This window comes from Streptomyces altiplanensis (assembly GCF_053591575.1).
In genome coordinates, this window is the sequence record NZ_JBSFUB010000123.1 from 1 (window position 1) to 17,430 (window position 17,430).

Sequence of the window (17,430 nt, forward strand, 5' to 3'; positions counted from 1 at the left end):
TCCACGTGGCGCGCGGGAGCGCGGCGTCGTCGATGCCCGCCTCTAGTATCTCCGTTCCCGGCTAGACAATGGTATGGTTTGAGATGGAAACACTGCTCTAAAAGAGTGGCTCCTAGATGCCAGTGTCTGCCCGGGGTGGTGCGCGCGTGGGGCCGGTGGCTACGCGGCCCGGGCTGTCGTCGGGGGTTTCGTAGGCGTCCTTGAGCGCCGTCCGCACCTCCATCGTCCTGTCCTCGTCCACCGTGGCCCAGTAGGGGTGCGTGGTGACCGTGGCACTCAGTTCCGGCGCAGACGGCGTGGGCCGGGTGTGGCACTGGCTGCGCCTCGCGCAGAACCTGCGGGATGTCGAACATCCGGGCTGGTCCCTTGAACACGCCGAAATGGCGCGAAGGTTCGAATTCCGGGTGCGGGAGCATACCGTACGGCTTACACGAAGAGCCCGGGATCATCCGCGGTGAGGGGGGCAGGGTGATTGTCTGTGGTGGGGGAGCAGGATAGGGGGATGAATGGTGGTTCTCTGGGTGATGCGGCCGGGCGTCTGGTCAAGGGGCTGTGGCGCCGAGTGCTGTCCGCGCTGAAAGAACGGATCGGAACTCGGTTACGCCCGGCAGAAGGAGCTTTTCGCGCCGTACGCGGCGGAGCTGGTCTGGGCCCGCGCCGAAGAACGTCACCCGGCCACGACCACCGATGTGCGGCGCCTCGCGTGCGAGGGGTTCTCCCTCCTGCTCGACACCGAACAGGCACGTGCTGCTCTGCGGGAGCGCCGCAGCGACCGGCAGCAGAAAAGGGGCGACACCTGCTTCGCTCCGGTCGGCGCGGACACCGGGACCGGCCCTGGGCCCGGTGCAGGGTGGTGTCATGGGCGGTGCTCCGATCGCTGGGCACCGGCCGTCCGCGTCGGGCAGCCAGCCGGCGCGCCCGGCCCGGACACGGCGATGAATGATTCCCGGCGGGTGGAACACGGGCGGCCGCCCCGTATGAGTGGGATACGGCGTGGCGCGCCGTAGCGGCCTGGGGGAGGGGGTGAGGGCCCTGGTGTGCGGGGCCCTCACAACGCGGGTCCGTGGGGACGGATATGTACTCGCGTCAGCGGAACAACGACCGCAAGGCACCACGGTCACTGCCGCGCAGAAAACCCCGCGCGCGTCACGGAGCAGACAGCCCGGCGCGCGCACAGGGAAATGGCCCAGACCGGTGGCGAAGCGGGGAGAGAGCCGGCAGCTCTCTCCCCGCTCTCCGGCTGCCGTGCGACCGCCCGGCCGGGTGACTGCCGTACTCGGGTCGGCCTGCCTGCCTGCCTACCTGTCGTTGGCTGGTGAGGGATCGGTCCAGGCGAAAGCCGCGAGGGAAACAGCCACCGGTCGACACTCGGTGATGTCCCGGCGAGCGGCTCGCCGGGCAGAGGGTGTCTGTGCAGGCTCTGCTTCCACCAGCGCTGTGACCTCAGGAGATCGTCACTGAGGGGCCATCGGGTCGGTGTCGGCATGAGCGGCCTTCGGCCCGGGAGGTCCGCTCCGTGTGCCGCCGTCGGGACGGCTGCGGCCGCGTCTCTCGGTGGCGGGGGCATGCACACGATTCTCGGCCGACAATCCTCTATATCTGTCTCGATCGCTACACTTTTACTTATGTGGGCCAGAAAGATATTCTTCTCTGCGGAATGCCGGTCAGGCGGTGTGTCTGGCGTGGAGACGAGCCCGCTGGTGTGTGCGCAGAAGCGGGTTCCCAGGTGATGAAGGTGGAAACGTGAGCAAGACGACGGGGCCCGCAACTCGCGTCCTGGTGCTGCCCGGCAAGGACGGCACGCGCGTCATCGTCTGTGAGGGGGAGTTCGACATGGCCTCCCAGGCAGTTCTGCGCCAGGCGCTGGAAACGGCGCATAGCGACGGCGTCACGCGGACCGTTGTCGACCTGGCCGGTGTCTCCTTCGCCGACTCCTCCATGCTCAACACCCTGATCCAGGCCCACCACCGCCAGCACCTGGTCCTCGCAGGCCCTCTCACCCCGCAGGTGACCAGACTCCTGGAAATCAGCGGCACCTACGCGCTCTTCACCATCGCAGCCGACTCGACCAGCGCCATCGAACCTGCCGCACAGCTTTCGTAAGCCAGACTCTTGAGTGGTTTTGTGGGCTTCTGACCAGCCGTATGACAGGTCGGCCGACTGGGCTGACGGCCGCTCGACGGCATGCTCCCGGTGTCGTCGCCATGGCTTGCGGAGTGGCTGCAGCAGAACGTCATCCGGATCGCCGAATGATGAGCGCCCACGGCTACCGTCCCGGGACGTCCTTCCGCTGCGCGGCCTGGGCCCAGACCACCGACGTCGCCGGCCGGCCCGCCATGGCCTGAACACGGACCAGACCGGCGAGCCCACTACGTCCCGGCACACCGGCGGGCACCAACCTGCCCCACCACGTGGCAGCGTCGTTCGGAGCCTCGACCGACCGCCGACCGCCGACCGCGCACTGCACGGGACCCTACGACTACATCCTTCGATGTAGCGCGCGCGATCCCGGTCGCCCCGCAGGTCGATGTGCTTGGGGAGGCGACCTGTTGGGATGGGAGCTGGCCGTTTCGCCCGTTACGGAAGGCAGCGTCATGCACGTGGACCCCGAACGCCCCGGTCTGTTCAAGGACGCGGCCGTGGCGCCCGTACCCGCTCCGGACTCCGCGGCATCGGTACTGGCCTCGGACGCCGAGCGGGAGGCCCTGGTGGAACGGCTGAGGGTCGCCACCGGCGAGGGCCGGCTGACGCTGGAGGAACTGGCCGACCGCTGCGAGGCGGCATACCTGGCCCGGACCCGCGAGCAGCTCGCCGTGCTCGGTCGGGATCTGCCCACCGCCGGCGAGACGAGTACGGATGCGGCTGCCGGGGCAGGGAGCGGTACCGGTGCGGGAACGGCGGCAGGTAAGCGGAAATTCGTCGCCATGCTCGGGGACGTCACCTGTCGAAGCCCGGCCGTGCAGGGCTCCGGCACCCTCGACGTGTACGCGGTACTCGGGGATCTCACCCTGGATCTGTGCGGGATGACGGCGCCGTCCAGCGGTGAGCTGACCGTGACGGCGCGGGCGGTGTTCGGGGACGTACGGCTGATCGTTCCCGAAGGAGTGCAGGTCGAGCTGGCCTGCGGCAGCGTCCTGGGAGACGTACGCGATCTGACCCGCGCGCACACCGCGCCGCAGGGCCGGGCCCCGCGGTTGCGGGTGGCCGGGGCCGCGATCTTCGGCGACATCACCCTTGCGCACCCCGGTGACCGCCGGAAGACCGCATGGCGCCGCTGGCTCGAAGAGGCCATCCGTAACTAGGGCCTGTATGTCGTTGTGATCAATTGGTTGGTTTCGCCCTCCGGGTGCGGTGGAGCGGGGTAGGGCTGGAGGCGTGACGCGTAGGCAACTCAGCGAGGATCAGTGGGAGTTCGTCGAGCCGTATCTGCCGATCGGTGAGTACGGCCCCTGTCCCGAACGGCTGCGGGATCAGTTCGAGGGTGTGATCTGGCGGTTCCGCTCCAGTGCCCAGTGGCGCGAGATGCCTGCCGGGTTCGGCCCCTGGGCGACCGTTTACGGGCGCTTTCGCATCTGGCGGGACGCCGGCGTCTTCTCCGCTCTGCCGGAGGCTCTGATCGCTGAGGCGGCCCGCTCGGGAAGAGGCGCCGGTTGTACGAGGGCGTCTGCTGAAGGGGGAGGCGCAGGGGGCACGCCGGGCATCTGCAGCAGGCCGCGCAACGGGGAACGGTAGAGGACCACGAGGGGGACGACGAGCAGGCAGGTGCCGATGATCAAGGTGGGGCGCACCCCGATCCAGGTGCCGAGTCCGCCGGCGAGCAGCGCGGCCACCGGCCGCGCACCGGAGGTGAGCCAGGTGCTCACGGCTTGCATGCGGGCTTGCATGCCGTCGGCGGTGATGACCTGCCGAATGGAGCGCTGGGTCGTTCCCACGGCCGCGGCGCAGGCCAGCTGAAGGAACAGGGCGGCCCCGATGGCGAACTGCCAGGCGAGGCCCGGAGAGGCGAGCAGCAGAGGGACCTGGGCGAGCGGGGTGATCGCGAGAGCGACGAGCATGAGCGGTCCGGGCCCGTACCGCTCCGCGAGTACCGGGGCGACCAGAGCGCCGGCCGCCGCGCCCAGGGCTCCGAGTCCCAGGACCACGCCGAAGGCGGTCGCGCTCATCGCGAGGGACCGGAGCAGGTACAGCGTCCACAGGGTGTTGAGGAGTGCCAGGGCGGCCGACGTCGTGGCGTTGACCAGGGTCAGCGTGCGCAACCGGTGGTCGTGGTGCACGTACCGCAGGCCCTCACCGATCTCGGTGTGCAGCCGACGGCCCTCGGCTGGTGCCCTGGGGCTCTCGGGGGCCTTGATGCGGGCGGTGCACCAGGCGCTGATGAGGTAGGAGACGACATCGCCGATGAGTGCCCGGGCCGGCCCGAGGAGCGCGGTCAGGGCGGCGCCGAGGTTGCTGCCCGCGGTGGCGGCGACGGCGAAGAGCCCGCCGATGCGGCTGTTGCTCCGTTGGATCAGCGACCGGTCGACCAGGCTGGGCAGGAGACTGAGCGCGGCGGCATCGTGCAGCACGCCCGCCGCGCCCTGCACCGCCGCGACCACCATCAGCTGGGCCAGGGACAGCCTGTCCAGTGCGGCCGCCACCGGCACGCTGGCCAGCGTGGCGGCGCTGATCAGATCGCCGATGATCATCTGCTTCCGCTTGGAGTGGCGATCGGCGAGCGCCCCGGCGTGCAAGGCCAGGAGAGCGGGCGGCAGTTGGCCCAGGAACGACAGCCAGGCGACCTCGGCGGCGGTGGCGTCCAGTTCGAGTACCGCCAGCACGGGGATCACCATGGCGCTGATCGAGCTGCCGGTCACGCTGGCTGCCTGACCAGTCATGTAGCACCGGAAGTCATGGTGCCGCCACAACGATGCGGGTGCGGTGGAGGATTCAGGACAGGCAGTCACGGAGCACCCCCTCGGTCTCCTCCAAGCGGTCGGTGAGCACGCCGACGGCCGCGTGCCGGGCCCGCCCGTACGTCTCCAGCTCCGGGGTGACCGCGGCCGGGTTGTCGAGGGGTTCGGACAGCGGGTAGACCGAGCAGGCCATGTAGCCGGCCGCCCCCCGGGGCACGGACAGCAGGTCCTCCACCGGCAGCCCGGGATTACCCTCGCGGTAGGCCGTGATCGCCTCGGCCAGATCCGCAGGCCAGTTTGGGCCGGCCGGCACCGTGCGCGGACCGAGGACGATCCGGCCCAGCTCCCGCGCGGCGCTGCGGTGACGGGGCGGCCGGAAGTCGATCAGGCCCGCCACCTCCTGCTCACGCAACAGCACGTTGGGCGAGGCCAGGTCCCCGTGCACCGTCTGAGCCGTCAACGTCGGGGGCAGGGCCTTGAGCATGGCCGCCACCTGGGGCAACGCGCCAGATCGCTGCTCGACGGCCTGGCACGCCCACCCGGCGAACTCTCCGCCGGTGGTGCCGTTCGCGTAGCGCGTGAGCAGCTTCTCCAGATGCTGTCCCGCCCACTCGACGTCGCAGACCTCTCGTACGGGAACCTGCCGCGGCGGCCCGGCCGGATGGCGGGCCAGGACCCGGTGCAGACGCCCCACCGCCTCTCCGACCGCCGCCCACCGGTCGCCGTGCAGGCTGCCTTCAGCGGTCTGCGCGCCATCGACGTACTCGATGACGGACACCGCCGTCCCGCCCGCAGTCACAATGAGATCGCCGGCCGACGACCGCTGCACCGCCGGCACCGGGACCCCGCCGATGCGAGCGAACTCGTCCAACTTCAGCGCCTCCAGCTCGGCCGGCAGATCCGCTCCCGCCGGATAGGACTTGATGAACCATCGGCGGCCATTACTGTCCTCGGCCAGGCAGCTGCGCGTAGCTGCTCCCCTCTGGCCGTCGACGACCGAGGTGGGGATGATCCGGCAGAAGAGCGGCAAGACGCCTGCCACGACCATCACGTCGGACTCTGCGCTCATCGCGACGCCCCCCGGCAGCGCCGGGTGGCCGCCGAGCCGCTGCGGGCCCGCATCCACGGAGGGGCTTGGGGCAGAGACCACGGTCACCAGCCCATCTCCGTGTAGAGGCGGCCTGCCCGGATGCCGTCGATCGCGGCGCGGGTGTAAGGGACGGTCTTGTCGGGCAGGGCGTCGGAGGGCCACCAGTCCCAGGACACGCAGCGGTCGGGCTCGCGTACCTCCGGCGTACCCGTCCACTTCTGGGCGCGGAAGACCAGCCCCATGCGGGGCTGCCCGCCGGGGTGGTCCACGAGGTGCACGACGTGGACCAGCTCCACGTCTGCGGGATCGATCGCGATGCCGGCTTCCTCCTGTGCCTCGCGGACCAGGCAGGCGAGGGCGGATTCCTGTTCGCAGTGGCCGGCCAGGAAGTGGTGGGTGGAGGCCGCGAAGGCGGCGTCGGGGCGCCGGAGGCCGAGCAGTACCTTGCCGTCCTGCTCGAGGTAGAGGTGCACGCCGACGACGTTCGGACGTGCCTGACCGCCGGGGCGGGCCTGCGCCGGTACGGAGGGCCGGGCGGCGACCTGGGCCTGATGGAGGTCGATGACCTCCTTCGTCCACGGGCACATCGTCAGGTACGGGACGGTGGCGGCGTCGAAATGGCGGAACATGATGCCCTCGGGGCACGGCAGTTCATCGGCGTTGCCGTCCCAGGTCCCGAGGTAGACGCGAATCCGGCCTTTGACCCCGTCGGGGCCCAGGGAGTCGACCACCGTGAACTCTGTCAGCGGGACCACCAGGCCGGTCTCCTCCAGCAGTTCCCGCTCCACCGCCTCACGTGAGGACTCCGTTCCTTCGCGGTCACCGCCCGGGACGCTCCACGTTCCCGGGTCGCAGATCTTCTTGTTGGCGTCGCGCAGGTGCAGCAGGTAGCGGCCACGGGAGTCGACCAGCAGTGCAGCAGTCCCTCGCGGGTCGTCGGGCAGGGGCATCTCAGGCTCCTTGAGGTGGGGACGCAAAGGCGGACAACAGACTGGGGCGGGTGGCGGTCCACCAGCCGGCACGGCGGCAGGACGACCACAGTCCGGCTTCTTCCCGCAGCACCGAGACCCGCCGGATCTCCGGCGTTGCCCGACCGGTCAGCGGTCCGTCCTGACCCGGGGCCGGGACCCGGTCCTTCAGGCGCAGAGCCTTCCGCCAGGTCAGGGCCCCTTCCCGGCGCCCGCGTGCTCGGGCCAGGAGGGCCGCGACCTGTTCCGGACCGGCCTTCGGCTCGAGTACGGCCAGGGCGGGCAGCGCGACTGCGTGCACCGACGTGCCGAGCAGGCCGGCCGCCTCTCCCGGCAGGCGGTCGGTGAGCGCACGGCGGCCTCGCAGGGGCGCCTTCCCCCCATCGGCAGCAGGGGCGGTGCGGGGGCCGGGCAGGTTCACCACGGGGCCGCCGCCCCGCCGAGCCGGGCGTATGCGGAGCCTGCGGGTAAACTCTGGACTGGTACCCGGCGGTCGGCTACCGCGCCTGGTGCGCGCACCGATGCCCCCGTCGCATCCGCCCAGAGCTGCGTGGCCGAGCCCGGGCACATGGTCAGCACAACGCGTCACGCGGCACCTCCTCGGCCGGCAAGGCTGCGGCGAGGGCGATTCCGGTCTGTGGCTCCGCTCTCACGCGCGCTCCCCAGCCGGCTCGTCATCCACCGTCTTGTCGCGCTGAGCGGGGATCGTGTGGTCGTAGGCGCGCGATTGCAGCAGGTAGGCATCCCGGAACGCGCCCGTGCCCGTAACCGGGTCCATGAGCTCCTCGAATGTGCCGGCTTCGGCGATCCGCCCCTGGTCGAGGACGTAGATCAGGTCCGCGTGACGCACCGAGTGCAGCCGGTGGGTGATCAGGATGATCGTCTGGCCCTCGGCGGCGAGGTTGCGGATCTGGTCGAACACCCGCTGCTCGGCGGCCGCGTCCAGGGCGCTGGTCGGTTCGTCCACGATCAGCACCTGGGCGCCGCGAAACCGCGCCCGCGCGATTCCGATCCTCTGCCACTGGCCGCCGGAGATCTGGTGCCCGCCCTTGTAGCCGCGGGCCAGCAGCGTGGACAGGCCCCGCGGCAGCTTCGCCAGGACCTCGTCCGCACCGGCGTAGGCGGCCGCCGCCTCGATCGCGGTGTCGCTCATCGGGCCGCTGGAGCGGCCGATGCCGATGTTGACCCGGGCGGTGAACGGCCACCGGTAGAAGTCCTGGGCCACCATGGCCACCCGCCCGAAGATCTGGTCCCGGTTCGCCGTGGCCGTGTCGACGCCGCCCCACAGGATGCGGCCACACCCCGCGTCCGGCCGGTACAGGCCGCACAACAGCTTCACCAGGGTCGACTTGCCGCTGCCGTTGTTGCCCACCAGGGCGACGATCTTTCCGGTGGGAATGGTGACGTCGACCTCGCGCAGGGAGGGCTCCGGCGTGGTGCTGCCGGGGTAGGTGAAGGTGACCTTCTCGAAGCGGATCTCGTCCACCTGCTCGGGCAGGTCGACTCCGGTGGCGGGGATGGCCCGCTCGGCGGCCTCCCGGCACAGCTTCTCGAAGTCGGCGACGAACAGGGCTTCCTGGTGCAGCTCGGTGATCTGCAGAACGAGCTGGTCGAGACTGCCCGAGCCGGTGCGGATGGCCAGCACCGCGGTGCCGGCCACCGCCAGGTCCATCCCCCCGGTCCACAGCAGCACGCCCAGCACCCCGTAGGTGATGGCCGTGGCCAGCCCGGTGGCGCCGTCGGCGATCAGTCCCTTGCGCGCAGCCTCGCTCGCCATACGGGTCTGTTCCCGCTCACTGGTCTGCGCCATGCCGCGAAAGTGGGTGAGCAGGAACGGGCCGACGTCGTGGACGCGGACCTCGGCGGCGGCCTGCTGGTCGATCAGCAGCCGGCCCAGCAACTGCCCGGCACGGGCATGCTGAACGAACTGATGAAAGGAGATGTAGCGCATCTTGGCGATCGTCAGCGAACTCCACGCGCTCGGCAGCGTCATCGCGATCAGCAACGGCAAAAGCGCGGGGTGCAGGACGGTCAGCACGCCGGCCGCGGCGACCAACGAGATCAGTGAGTTGAGAACCGAGGTGCAGTACTTGACCATCCGCCGGGCCGAATCCGCCCCGTAACCGGCGGAGTCCAGCAGCCGGTGGAACTCGTCGTCCTCGATCGCCGACAGCTCCACCCGGGCGACGAGCGACAGGTACCGCTCCGTCGCCACCCGCTGCACCTTCGGCTCCAGTGCCCCGGTGGCCGACGTCGAAGCCGACCGCAGGAGGGAGCCCAGCAGCGCGGTGACGGCGACGGCCACGAGCGCGGGCGTCGCCCGCTCCAGCCGCTCGACCGTCGAACCGCCTACCAGCAGATGCCCCAGGACCGAGTTGACCGCGACCAGCCCGACCGCCTGCGCGATGCCCCGGCCCAGCTCCGCGAGCCACACGATGCGCAGTGCCCGCGCGTCGGCCTGGTGTGCCAGCCGGACCGCGACACCCACCAGCTTCGGCAGCGTGCGGGCCATCGCCCACAGGTCCAGGGCCAGCCATGCCCCCTGGTGCCGGCTCCACCCGATGTCGTACGCCAGCTCGCCGCCGAACAGCAGCTGTTCGGACTGTGAAACCTCCTGCGCGGACTCCGCCTTCGCAGCGTTTTCCCCGCTCATGCCCCCCACCTCGTATCCGGGTGTGAGGAGCGGCCGGCACGGGCCACGGGGGCGTCAACACGGCGCCCGTACGGCATCCGGGGCGAGGCGGCGAGGCGCTGCTGCTCGAACACGGCAGGGCCGTTCACGGGAGCGGGCACAGGATTCATGGCGTCCTCCAGATGAGGGCGTGAGGCGGGCCGGGCGTACTGGTGCTCTAAGAACGGTCCTGATGGGGACCCGTAACGGGTAAATCAGAGGCAGATCGTGAACGCATGTTCCCGTGGCCGGTGAAGGCCAAGGGACCGCTGTGATACGGGCGCTGTCGAACGTTCGACAGCCGGCATCACTCCTTGGAGGTATTGCGGCCTTCGTATGCCGGACCAGCGCTGTGGCGGAACCGGGCAGTGAAGCGTCCCCTCGTGACGGGACACCCGGATTTACGAACTCGGCGGCCCCGGTGAGCATGGTGGCGCGTCCGGGGGTCTGTACGTGACCGTGCACGTCGGTGACTTGTCCGCCGTGCTTCCAGGTCCGGGGGCAGCGTGCGGCACGGTACTTTCCGGGTGCCGCCCGGCTGGTTTGTCCCATGATTGATCTGGCCTGGGGTCGCATCGGCCCGGGGACGGTCCGGCACTCAGCCGTCCACGCCCTGCTCAAGGCAGGACACAGCCGACGCTCCGTCCAGCGGTGGCTCGGCATGACCTGACGACCCGTCAATCAGTTCGCCGACGCCGCGGTGCCCCAGGAGCTGTTCACTGGCCGGTGACAGAACCGGCCCTTCGTCCTCGACGACTGCAAGCCCTGCCTGGACGACCGCTGGAACGAGGGCTGCGCCAACGCGTGGAAACTGTGGGAGGAGATCGTGCGGCCCGACTGCAAGTGCACCTCACGCACCTCGCCGCCGGCCTGACCCTGCCCTGGGGCTCGGGCAATCACCTACGGCGGCCTCATCGCGGGAGTTGAGCCGGAGCCCCGCTTCGGGAGGCATCCGAGCCGCCCTGGAAATCGGACCCCATGCGTTCCTGGGCATACCTGAGGAAGCGGTTCTCCAGCGGTTTCACCGTCGGGCGAAGGGCCTGTCCATGGCCGCCCGGCGAGGGGGCGGCGGGTCCCGCGCCGGCGGACCGGAGGGCGGGCGGGGCGATCCACTCCCCGGTCATGGGAAGGTGGGCGGCCGCGAAGACGGGCCGGGCGGCGGGTTCGAGGCGGGCGAGGCCGACGGCCATGCCCTGCGGGTCGCCGTTGGTGCTGGAACGGTAGGGCCGGCGATCAGGAGGGGCAAGGGCCTGTCGGTCACGGGGCGCTACGATACATGCAGAAGCGTGCAAGAACAGGAGAGAGTGCGCATGCTGGCTGCTGAACGACGCGACTACCTGCTCGGTTTGCTCACCCGCGAGGGCAAGATCGTCGCCAAGGACGTCGCCGCCGAACTGGGCATCTCCGAGGACAGCGTGCGGCGCGGCCTGCGCGATCTCGCGGCCGAGGGGCTGTGCCAGCGGGTCTATGGCGGCGCGCTGCCCGTCTCCCCGGCGGTGGTGGACTATGCCGCCCGGCAGAGTGTGGCCCTGGACGGCAAGCAGAAGGTCGCTTCGGTGGCCGCGGGGTTGGTACGGCCGGGCGGCACGCTGATTCTCGACGGTGGAACCACCGCCCTCGCCGTAGCCCACGCGCTCCCGCGGTACCTCGCCTGCACTGTGATCACCCACAGCCCGACGATCGCCGCGGCCCTGCTCGACCATCCGCAGGCGGAGCTCTTCCTGCTCGGGGGCCGCGTCTTCAAGCACTCGGCGGTCGCCTGTGGTGCCGCCGCAGTCGAGGCGGCGCAGAACGTCTCCGCCGACCTCTGCCTGCTCGGCGTCACCGGCGTGCACCCCGAGGCGGGACTGACCACCGGAGACGCCGAGGAGGCGGCGATGAAGCGCGCCCTGTCCGCGCGGGCCGCGGACACCTGCATCCTCGCCTCCTCCGAGAAGATCGGCACGGCCTCGCAGTTCCGTGTCCTGCCTTGGGAGAAGGTCAGCGGACTGATCACCGATGCCGATCCCCATGACACGGTCATCGGTCAGCTCAAGGCGCTCGGCGTGGAGGTCATCGCGGCCAACTGACGGCCGAACACAGGACCTCGGAACGGCGGGAACGCCCTCTGGGGTGCGAACCCGACAGGGAACCGAACAGTCTCCACTCGCCGTACCTCCCGCGGCGGGGTTCTGCCTCAACTTCCGTGGTACGAACCGTCGATCGCTGAGCCAGTAGGGCGGACGCGGGAAATCCGCAGGCCGGCGAGTCGACCCGATGCCGGGGACGAGCGAGGACGGTACACCGTCACAGAGGTTGAACCGGAACCCGGAGTGGTGAACACCTGCTGCCCGTTCCGGGGCTCTGCCACAGACTCGGGAGAGCGGCCGTGGAAGGCTGCTGACACGGCATCACCTTGCGGAGCAGCTCGACTCCGGCTCGCCCGTAGAGCTGCCTCTTGATCTTCTCGATGCGGTTCGTGACGCCCTCGGTGCTGCCGGAACTCCAGTCGACGGCGCCGATGTCACCGCCCTCACCCCGCCCTCAGCGGCACGGTCCCTCGGGGCCCGTCCGGTGGCGCTGCGGACACTCTGGCCGGGAGACCCACCAGGCCCGCTCCGGACAACCCCGACGGCGTGATGCCCGAAACGCCGACCGTGACTTTCGCCGCGGCGACGAAGGCATCCCCGGCAGTACAAGGAGCACTCTTGCGGCAATTCACTAAACCGATTACTTAACTGTCGTATCAGGATAGACAACGTTGTCGTCATCCGGCACAGTCGGCACCACGGCCGCACAGGCCACGGGAACGGGCACGCCGGGAGGCCGACGAACGGATCGTCGGTGCGTGGTTCGCGTTCCGGCCCCGAGCCCGCGGCGAGAACCTCCCCTTCATTGTGAGAGCCGGCCACGTCCAAGGAGACAGCCATGCACAACCCTGTCGTGAACCGCCGTTCGTTCGTCCTCCTCGGCGCCACGACCGCCATGGCGGCGGCGGGCGCCGGGATGCCCATGGCCTCGGCGGCGACCCCCGCCGTGGCGCCGGCCGGTGCGCCGACGCCCGTCCGGATCGTCGACGACCAGGCGACGAGCGCCACGCGCGCACTGTTCGCGTACCTGATGCGGCAGCAGGGCAAAGGCATCCTCTTCGGCCACCAGCACGCCCTGTCCTACGGTTTCACCTTCACCACGCAGGACGGCAAGGCGTCCGACACCAAGGCGGCGGTGGGCGACCACCCCGCGCTGTTCGGCTGGGACACCCTGATCCTCGACGGTGACGAGCGCCCCGGCAGCAAGGACGCGACCGAGGCCGGGAACATCGCCGCGCTCAGCCGGTGCATCCGGCAGGCGGACGCCTGCGGGGGGATCAACACGCTCAGTGCGCACATGCCGAACTTCGTCACCGGCAAGGACTTCTACGACACATCGGGCCGTGTCGTCGGCCAGATCCTCCCCGGAGGCACGAAGCACGCGCAGTTCAACGCCTTCCTCGACCGCATCGCGAAGGCGGTCAAGGGCGCACGGCGGCCGGACGGCACCCCGATCCCGGTCATCTTCCGGCCCTTCCACGAGAACAACGGCGGCTGGTTCTGGTGGGGCGCCGGCCACACCACCTCGGCGGAGTACATCGAAATATTCCGCTACACGGTCGAGTACCTGCGGGACACCAAGGGCGTCCGCAACCTGCTCTACTCGTACTCGCCCAACTCCAGCTTCGGCGGCGACCCGACGGGCTACCTCAAGACCTACCCGGGCGACGGTTACGTCGACGTCCTCGGCTACGACGCCTACGACAGCTCCGCCGGATCGGACGCCTGGCTGGAGAGCCTGGTGAAGGACCTGGCGATGGTGGTCCGCCTGGCCGGGGAGAAGGGCAAGGTCCCGGCCTACACCGAGTTCGGCGAGAGCGGGGAAGAGGGCCGGAACCCGCAGTGGTTCACAAAGCTGCTGGGCGCCATCAAGGCGGACCCGCTGGCCCGCCGGGTGACCTACATGCAGACCTGGGCGAACTTCGGGGGCAGCACCCGGTCCTACGTGCCGACCCCGGGCCACGCCTTGCACGCGGACTTCGTCCAGTACGCCCAGGACCCCTGCACCGTGTTCGCCGGTGACCTGCGAGGCGTGTACGCCGCGCGCACCACCGCCGTCCGGAACGCCCCCTTCATGCACCTCGTGACCCCCACGGACCGGCAGCGCCTGACGAGCCCCGAGAGCACCGTCCGGGTGCGGGTCACGCACGCGACGGCGGGCCGGGTCACCTACTCGGTGAACGGCGGACGCGCCCGACGGCTCCGGCTCGACGCCGACGGCTTCTACTCCGGTGACTGGTCGATCGACCCGGCCTGGCTGGACAACCGGTCGGTGACCCTCTCGGTGGACGCCCGGGTGAACGGCAGGACCCTCACCGACTCGGCCCTGGTCCTCCTCGGCGAGGTCGCCCCCCTGCCCGCCGGATGGATCGACGACTTCGAGGGGTACGCCGGGGACGACGCCACCCTCAGCGAGGCGTACAGCCACGTCAACGCCAACACCACGACCCTGTCGGCCGGCCACAAGGCCTCGGGCTCGTACGGGCTGGCCTACTCGTACGACTTCAGCAGCGCCGGGTACACCGGCGTCGGCAAGTCGGTCGACGCGGACTGGACCGCCTTCTCGTCGCTGGCGCTGTGGCTGCAGGGCGACGGTTCGGCGAACGGCGCGACGCTCCAGATCGTGTCCGGGGGCGCCTATTTCGAGTACGGGATTCCGCTGTCCGACACCGACGGACGGGAGATCCGGGCGCCGTTCAGCGAGTTCAAGCCCGCCCCCTGGGACACGGCGCACGCCGGGGAGGTGCTGGATGCGGCCCACCTCGCCAAGGTGGCGACGTTCAACCTGTACCTCGGCCACGGCAGCGGCGCCCCGGCCAAGGGTGTCGTGTACGTGGACAACATCAGGGCCGAATGACCGCCGCCGGCCGAGCAGACGGAGGTGCGCACCGGGTGCCGTTCCGGCATTGAAGCGGGTGCTCCCGACGTCTGGAGGCTGTCGCGCATGGGCGCGATTTCTCCCGTGAGTGCCAGGCCGTGGGGGCGGTGATGCCGAGCGTGGCACTGGGAACGTCCGTTGCCCTTGAGCCGGCGGTCCCGCAGAATGTACGGATCGAGAAGGGGCCACAGGACGGTTCCGTCAGATGAGCGGGGGGCGCATGAGCGTCATTGTCTCCGTGCTGGTTGTGTCGGCAGCTGTGATCGGGGCGTGCTTGGTTGCACTGTGGCGCAGGGGCGGCACGGGAGAGCGCGGGGCAGTGGAGCGTGGCGCTGCCGGCCACGATTTCGCACGAGGGCTGGGCACGGTGAGCAATTCGGGTCAGAACGCAGGGCCTTTCGGGTTCTGAGCCCCCACACCATGATCCACCGTCCGATGGTTTTCGAAGACGGCCCCTGGCAGGTGCGACAGGTGTGGTGGTTTCGCCGGTTCGGATGAAGTCCCGGCGGCAGCCGGACCGCAGGGGCTGCTGCCGGGACAGCCGCGGCAGGAGGTCGCTTCCGCGGATGACGCGGGGGCAGGAAGGCGGTCAGGGAGCGGTTACTTTGAACTGCGTGACCCGGATGGAGCCGCCGAGAGTCCCGGTGGTGAAGTTGAAGAGGGCGTAGCGGTAGCCCATGAAGAACTGCCAGGCGTTGTTCAGGGTGAACGCGGGCCCGAACACGGTGAAGTTGGTGCCGTCGGTGCTGTAGGAGAACCTGGCGGTACGGTTCGCCCCGGGGGTGATGTCGGCGTTCACGCGAAGCCAGATCCGGCTGCCCGAGACGCCGGCGCCCGCACGGTGCCGGTGCCGGTGGTGTTCCAGTTGGTGTCCATGGTCAGGCCGTCGACCATGACCACGCGGGTGCCGCTGCTGTCGCGCATGAGGCCGATGCAGGCGGAGGAGTCACGCAGCAGGGCCAGACCCGCCCGGTCCCCGTCCCGCATCCCCGCGTACTCCAGCAGCGCCGTCGCAGTGGAGGTGGGTCCCGGAATGCGGTGGGTGAGGGTGTTGCGGGCCCAGTACAGGTCGCTGGTGACGGTCGCGGTGCTCAGCGTAAGACCGTTGCCCGCCGACCACTTGCTGTTGTCAGGGTTGTGGTTCCACTCCCATTTCGGAGCCAGGGACGGCCGGGTGAAGTAGTCGACCCCCGTCATGGGTTCGACCGCGCGGGGCGGAGTGGGGACGGTGGGGCTCGGATACGAGCTGCCCCACGCGTTGTTGACGAGCTGGACGACGGGCCAGCCGTCGGAGGTCCAGGTGACCGGGGCCAGGACGGGGATGCGGCCGCCGGGGTAGGCGTCGACGAACGCCATGTAGTACCACGCCCCGTATGAGGTCTGGACGAGTCCGCCCTGGTGGGGCACCCCTCCGCCGCTGACCGGGCCGGGCAGGTCGAGCAGCACCTGCCGGAGCCTGTAGGGCCCGAAGGGTCCGCTCGTCGACTTCAGGATGTACTGGCCGTTGGCGGGGCGGGTCAGGAAGATGTAGTAACTGCCGTTGATCTTGTAGAAACGGGAACCCTCCAGAGTCCCGATGCTGGACGGGGTGCTGAAGACCTGCTGGGTACGGACCTGGGTGCGGCCGTCCGCGGAGAGCTGCGCCACGTGGATGGTGGTGTTGCCGTACGCCACGTACAGGGTGTCGTCGGTGTCGACGAGCATGCCCGCGTCGTAGTAGGCGGTGCCGATCGTGGTCAGCCGGCTCCAAGGCCCTTCGACGGACGGGGCCGTGTACAGGTAGGTCTTGGCGAAATCGATCTGGCCCACCCAGTAGAACGTCCTGTTGGACGGGCGGTACGCCAGTGACGATGCCCAGATGCCCCGGACGTATCCGCGGGCGCCGTTGAGGTCGTACTTGGAGCCGAAGTCCAGCACCGGCACCGAGTGGCCGGCTAACTCCCAGTTCACCAGGTCGTACGAGCGCAGGATCGGCGCGCCGGGCGAGTAGTGCATGGTCGAGGCCGAGCAGTAGTACGTGCCGCCCACGCGGATGACGTCAAGGTCCGCGAAGTCCTGCCAGAGGACGGGGTTGGCGTAGGTGGTGGCCAGGGCCGAGGAAGGCGTCGCAAGCCGCGCGGCGGACGCCTGCCCGGCCGTCGCGGCGGGCAGCACGCCTCCCGCCAGCAGGCCGGTGCCCGTCGCGAGGACGGCACGGCGATTCACGGAATGATGAGTCCATGACATATGTGGGTGCTCCTTGTGACGTCGAGGGCCGGAGGGGAGGGGTGGGTCTTTGCGTCCATGCGTTCGTCATTTCGAACGCACTTCGGTTACTCGGACACTTAGGATCGTGGACAGCACCTGGGGTGCGTCAACCCCCCTGCATCATTCGGCGAGTACATCGAAATTATTTCGCTCACCCGGCGATGACGGTACGCCACCCACTCGGCCGCACCCCATCTCGGGTGCCGAACATCCTTGCAGCTCAAACCCATGCTGCTTGTGCACGACCATCGCAGTCCGCAACGAACGGCGCACTGCGTCTGTCGCGGAATCTCGGCTTCGGTCTTTATCGGTCGCGCCGACTGCTGTGACATCACAGCGAAACATTCGGGCGATCCGGCGATTATTTCAGCCTGTTGTGGAGCACACCCGATAAGACCGATGTCCGCGGTGCTGCTGGAGTCGTATACGAAACATCGGCCGGAAGTCCCTGATGAAACCGCCGGGGGATTGCTCCGGGGAAGTTGCGATGAGCCTGTTCTGACTGGCCGCGGTCGGTGTGGTGACGACCGTCGTCATGGCGGTGCTCACGCCGCACGTGTTCCGTTGAGTTCGCGCACGGCACGGTTCTGCCGCTCCACCACTCCCGCGACAACC

8 protein-coding genes and 2 pseudogenes are annotated in these 17,430 nt (G+C 69.7%); 5 read left to right on the plus strand and 5 right to left on the minus strand.

The window, feature by feature from the left end; translation table 11 throughout:
• The first annotated feature begins 1,743 nt into the window (after positions 1 to 1,743).
• The 3 genes and pseudogenes from ACWD0Y_RS32480 to ACWD0Y_RS32490 all read left to right on the plus strand — a co-directional run.
• Positions 1,744 to 2,103, plus strand: a complete 360-nt coding sequence (locus ACWD0Y_RS32480) for an STAS domain-containing protein (protein ID WP_450263873.1) — start codon at positions 1,744 to 1,746, stop codon at positions 2,101 to 2,103.
• A gap of 497 nt (positions 2,104 to 2,600) precedes the next feature.
• A complete protein-coding gene (locus ACWD0Y_RS32485; protein WP_450263874.1) occupies positions 2,601 to 3,302 on the plus strand; it encodes a DUF1707 SHOCT-like domain-containing protein in 702 nt (233 codons plus the stop codon).
• A 73-nt stretch (positions 3,303 to 3,375) separates the two neighbouring features.
• Positions 3,376 to 3,642 (plus strand): annotated as a pseudogene (locus ACWD0Y_RS32490) (transposase); the annotation flags it as partial.
• Here the strand turns inward: ACWD0Y_RS32490 and ACWD0Y_RS32495 are convergent.
• The 4 genes from ACWD0Y_RS32495 to ACWD0Y_RS32510 all read right to left on the minus strand — a co-directional run bounded on the left by ACWD0Y_RS32495 (position 3,555) and on the right by ACWD0Y_RS32510 (position 9,603).
• On the minus strand, positions 3,555 to 4,943 hold the full coding sequence (locus tag ACWD0Y_RS32495) for an MFS transporter (protein ID WP_450263875.1): 1,389 nt from the start codon (positions 4,941 to 4,943) through the stop codon (positions 3,555 to 3,557). The pseudogene ACWD0Y_RS32490 and the gene ACWD0Y_RS32495 overlap by 88 nt on opposite strands.
• Positions 4,927 to 5,961, minus strand: coding sequence for a phosphotransferase enzyme family protein (locus ACWD0Y_RS32500; RefSeq protein ID WP_450263876.1), 1,035 nt, complete (start codon positions 5,959 to 5,961; stop codon positions 4,927 to 4,929). The genes ACWD0Y_RS32495 and ACWD0Y_RS32500 overlap by 17 nt, the downstream gene beginning before the upstream one ends.
• Positions 5,962 to 6,044: 83 nt before the next feature.
• Positions 6,045 to 6,932 carry an NUDIX hydrolase gene (locus tag ACWD0Y_RS32505; RefSeq protein WP_450263877.1) on the minus strand — a complete coding sequence of 296 codons (888 nt, stop codon included), beginning with the start codon at positions 6,930 to 6,932 and terminating at the stop codon, positions 6,045 to 6,047.
• Positions 6,933 to 7,599: 667 nt separating this feature from the next.
• Positions 7,600 to 9,603, minus strand: coding sequence for an ABC transporter ATP-binding protein (locus tag ACWD0Y_RS32510; RefSeq protein ID WP_450263878.1), 2,004 nt, complete (start codon positions 9,601 to 9,603; stop codon positions 7,600 to 7,602).
• A 1,328-nt stretch (positions 9,604 to 10,931) separates the two neighbouring features.
• On the opposite strand from ACWD0Y_RS32510, the gene ACWD0Y_RS32515 reads away from it, so the two are divergent.
• Both ACWD0Y_RS32515 and ACWD0Y_RS32520 read left to right on the plus strand, forming a co-directional pair.
• Entirely contained in the window at positions 10,932 to 11,690 is a 759-nt protein-coding gene (locus tag ACWD0Y_RS32515; protein WP_450263879.1) for a DeoR/GlpR family DNA-binding transcription regulator, read from the plus strand.
• Between the two features lie 838 nt (positions 11,691 to 12,528).
• On the plus strand, positions 12,529 to 14,547 hold the full coding sequence (locus ACWD0Y_RS32520) for a glycosyl hydrolase (protein ID WP_450263880.1): 2,019 nt from the start codon (positions 12,529 to 12,531) through the stop codon (positions 14,545 to 14,547).
• Between the two features lie 610 nt (positions 14,548 to 15,157).
• On the opposite strand, the pseudogene ACWD0Y_RS32525 reads toward ACWD0Y_RS32520, so the two are convergent.
• A pseudogene (locus ACWD0Y_RS32525) lies at positions 15,158 to 16,794 on the minus strand (family 43 glycosylhydrolase).
• Between the last annotated feature and the right edge of the window lie 636 nt (positions 16,795 to 17,430).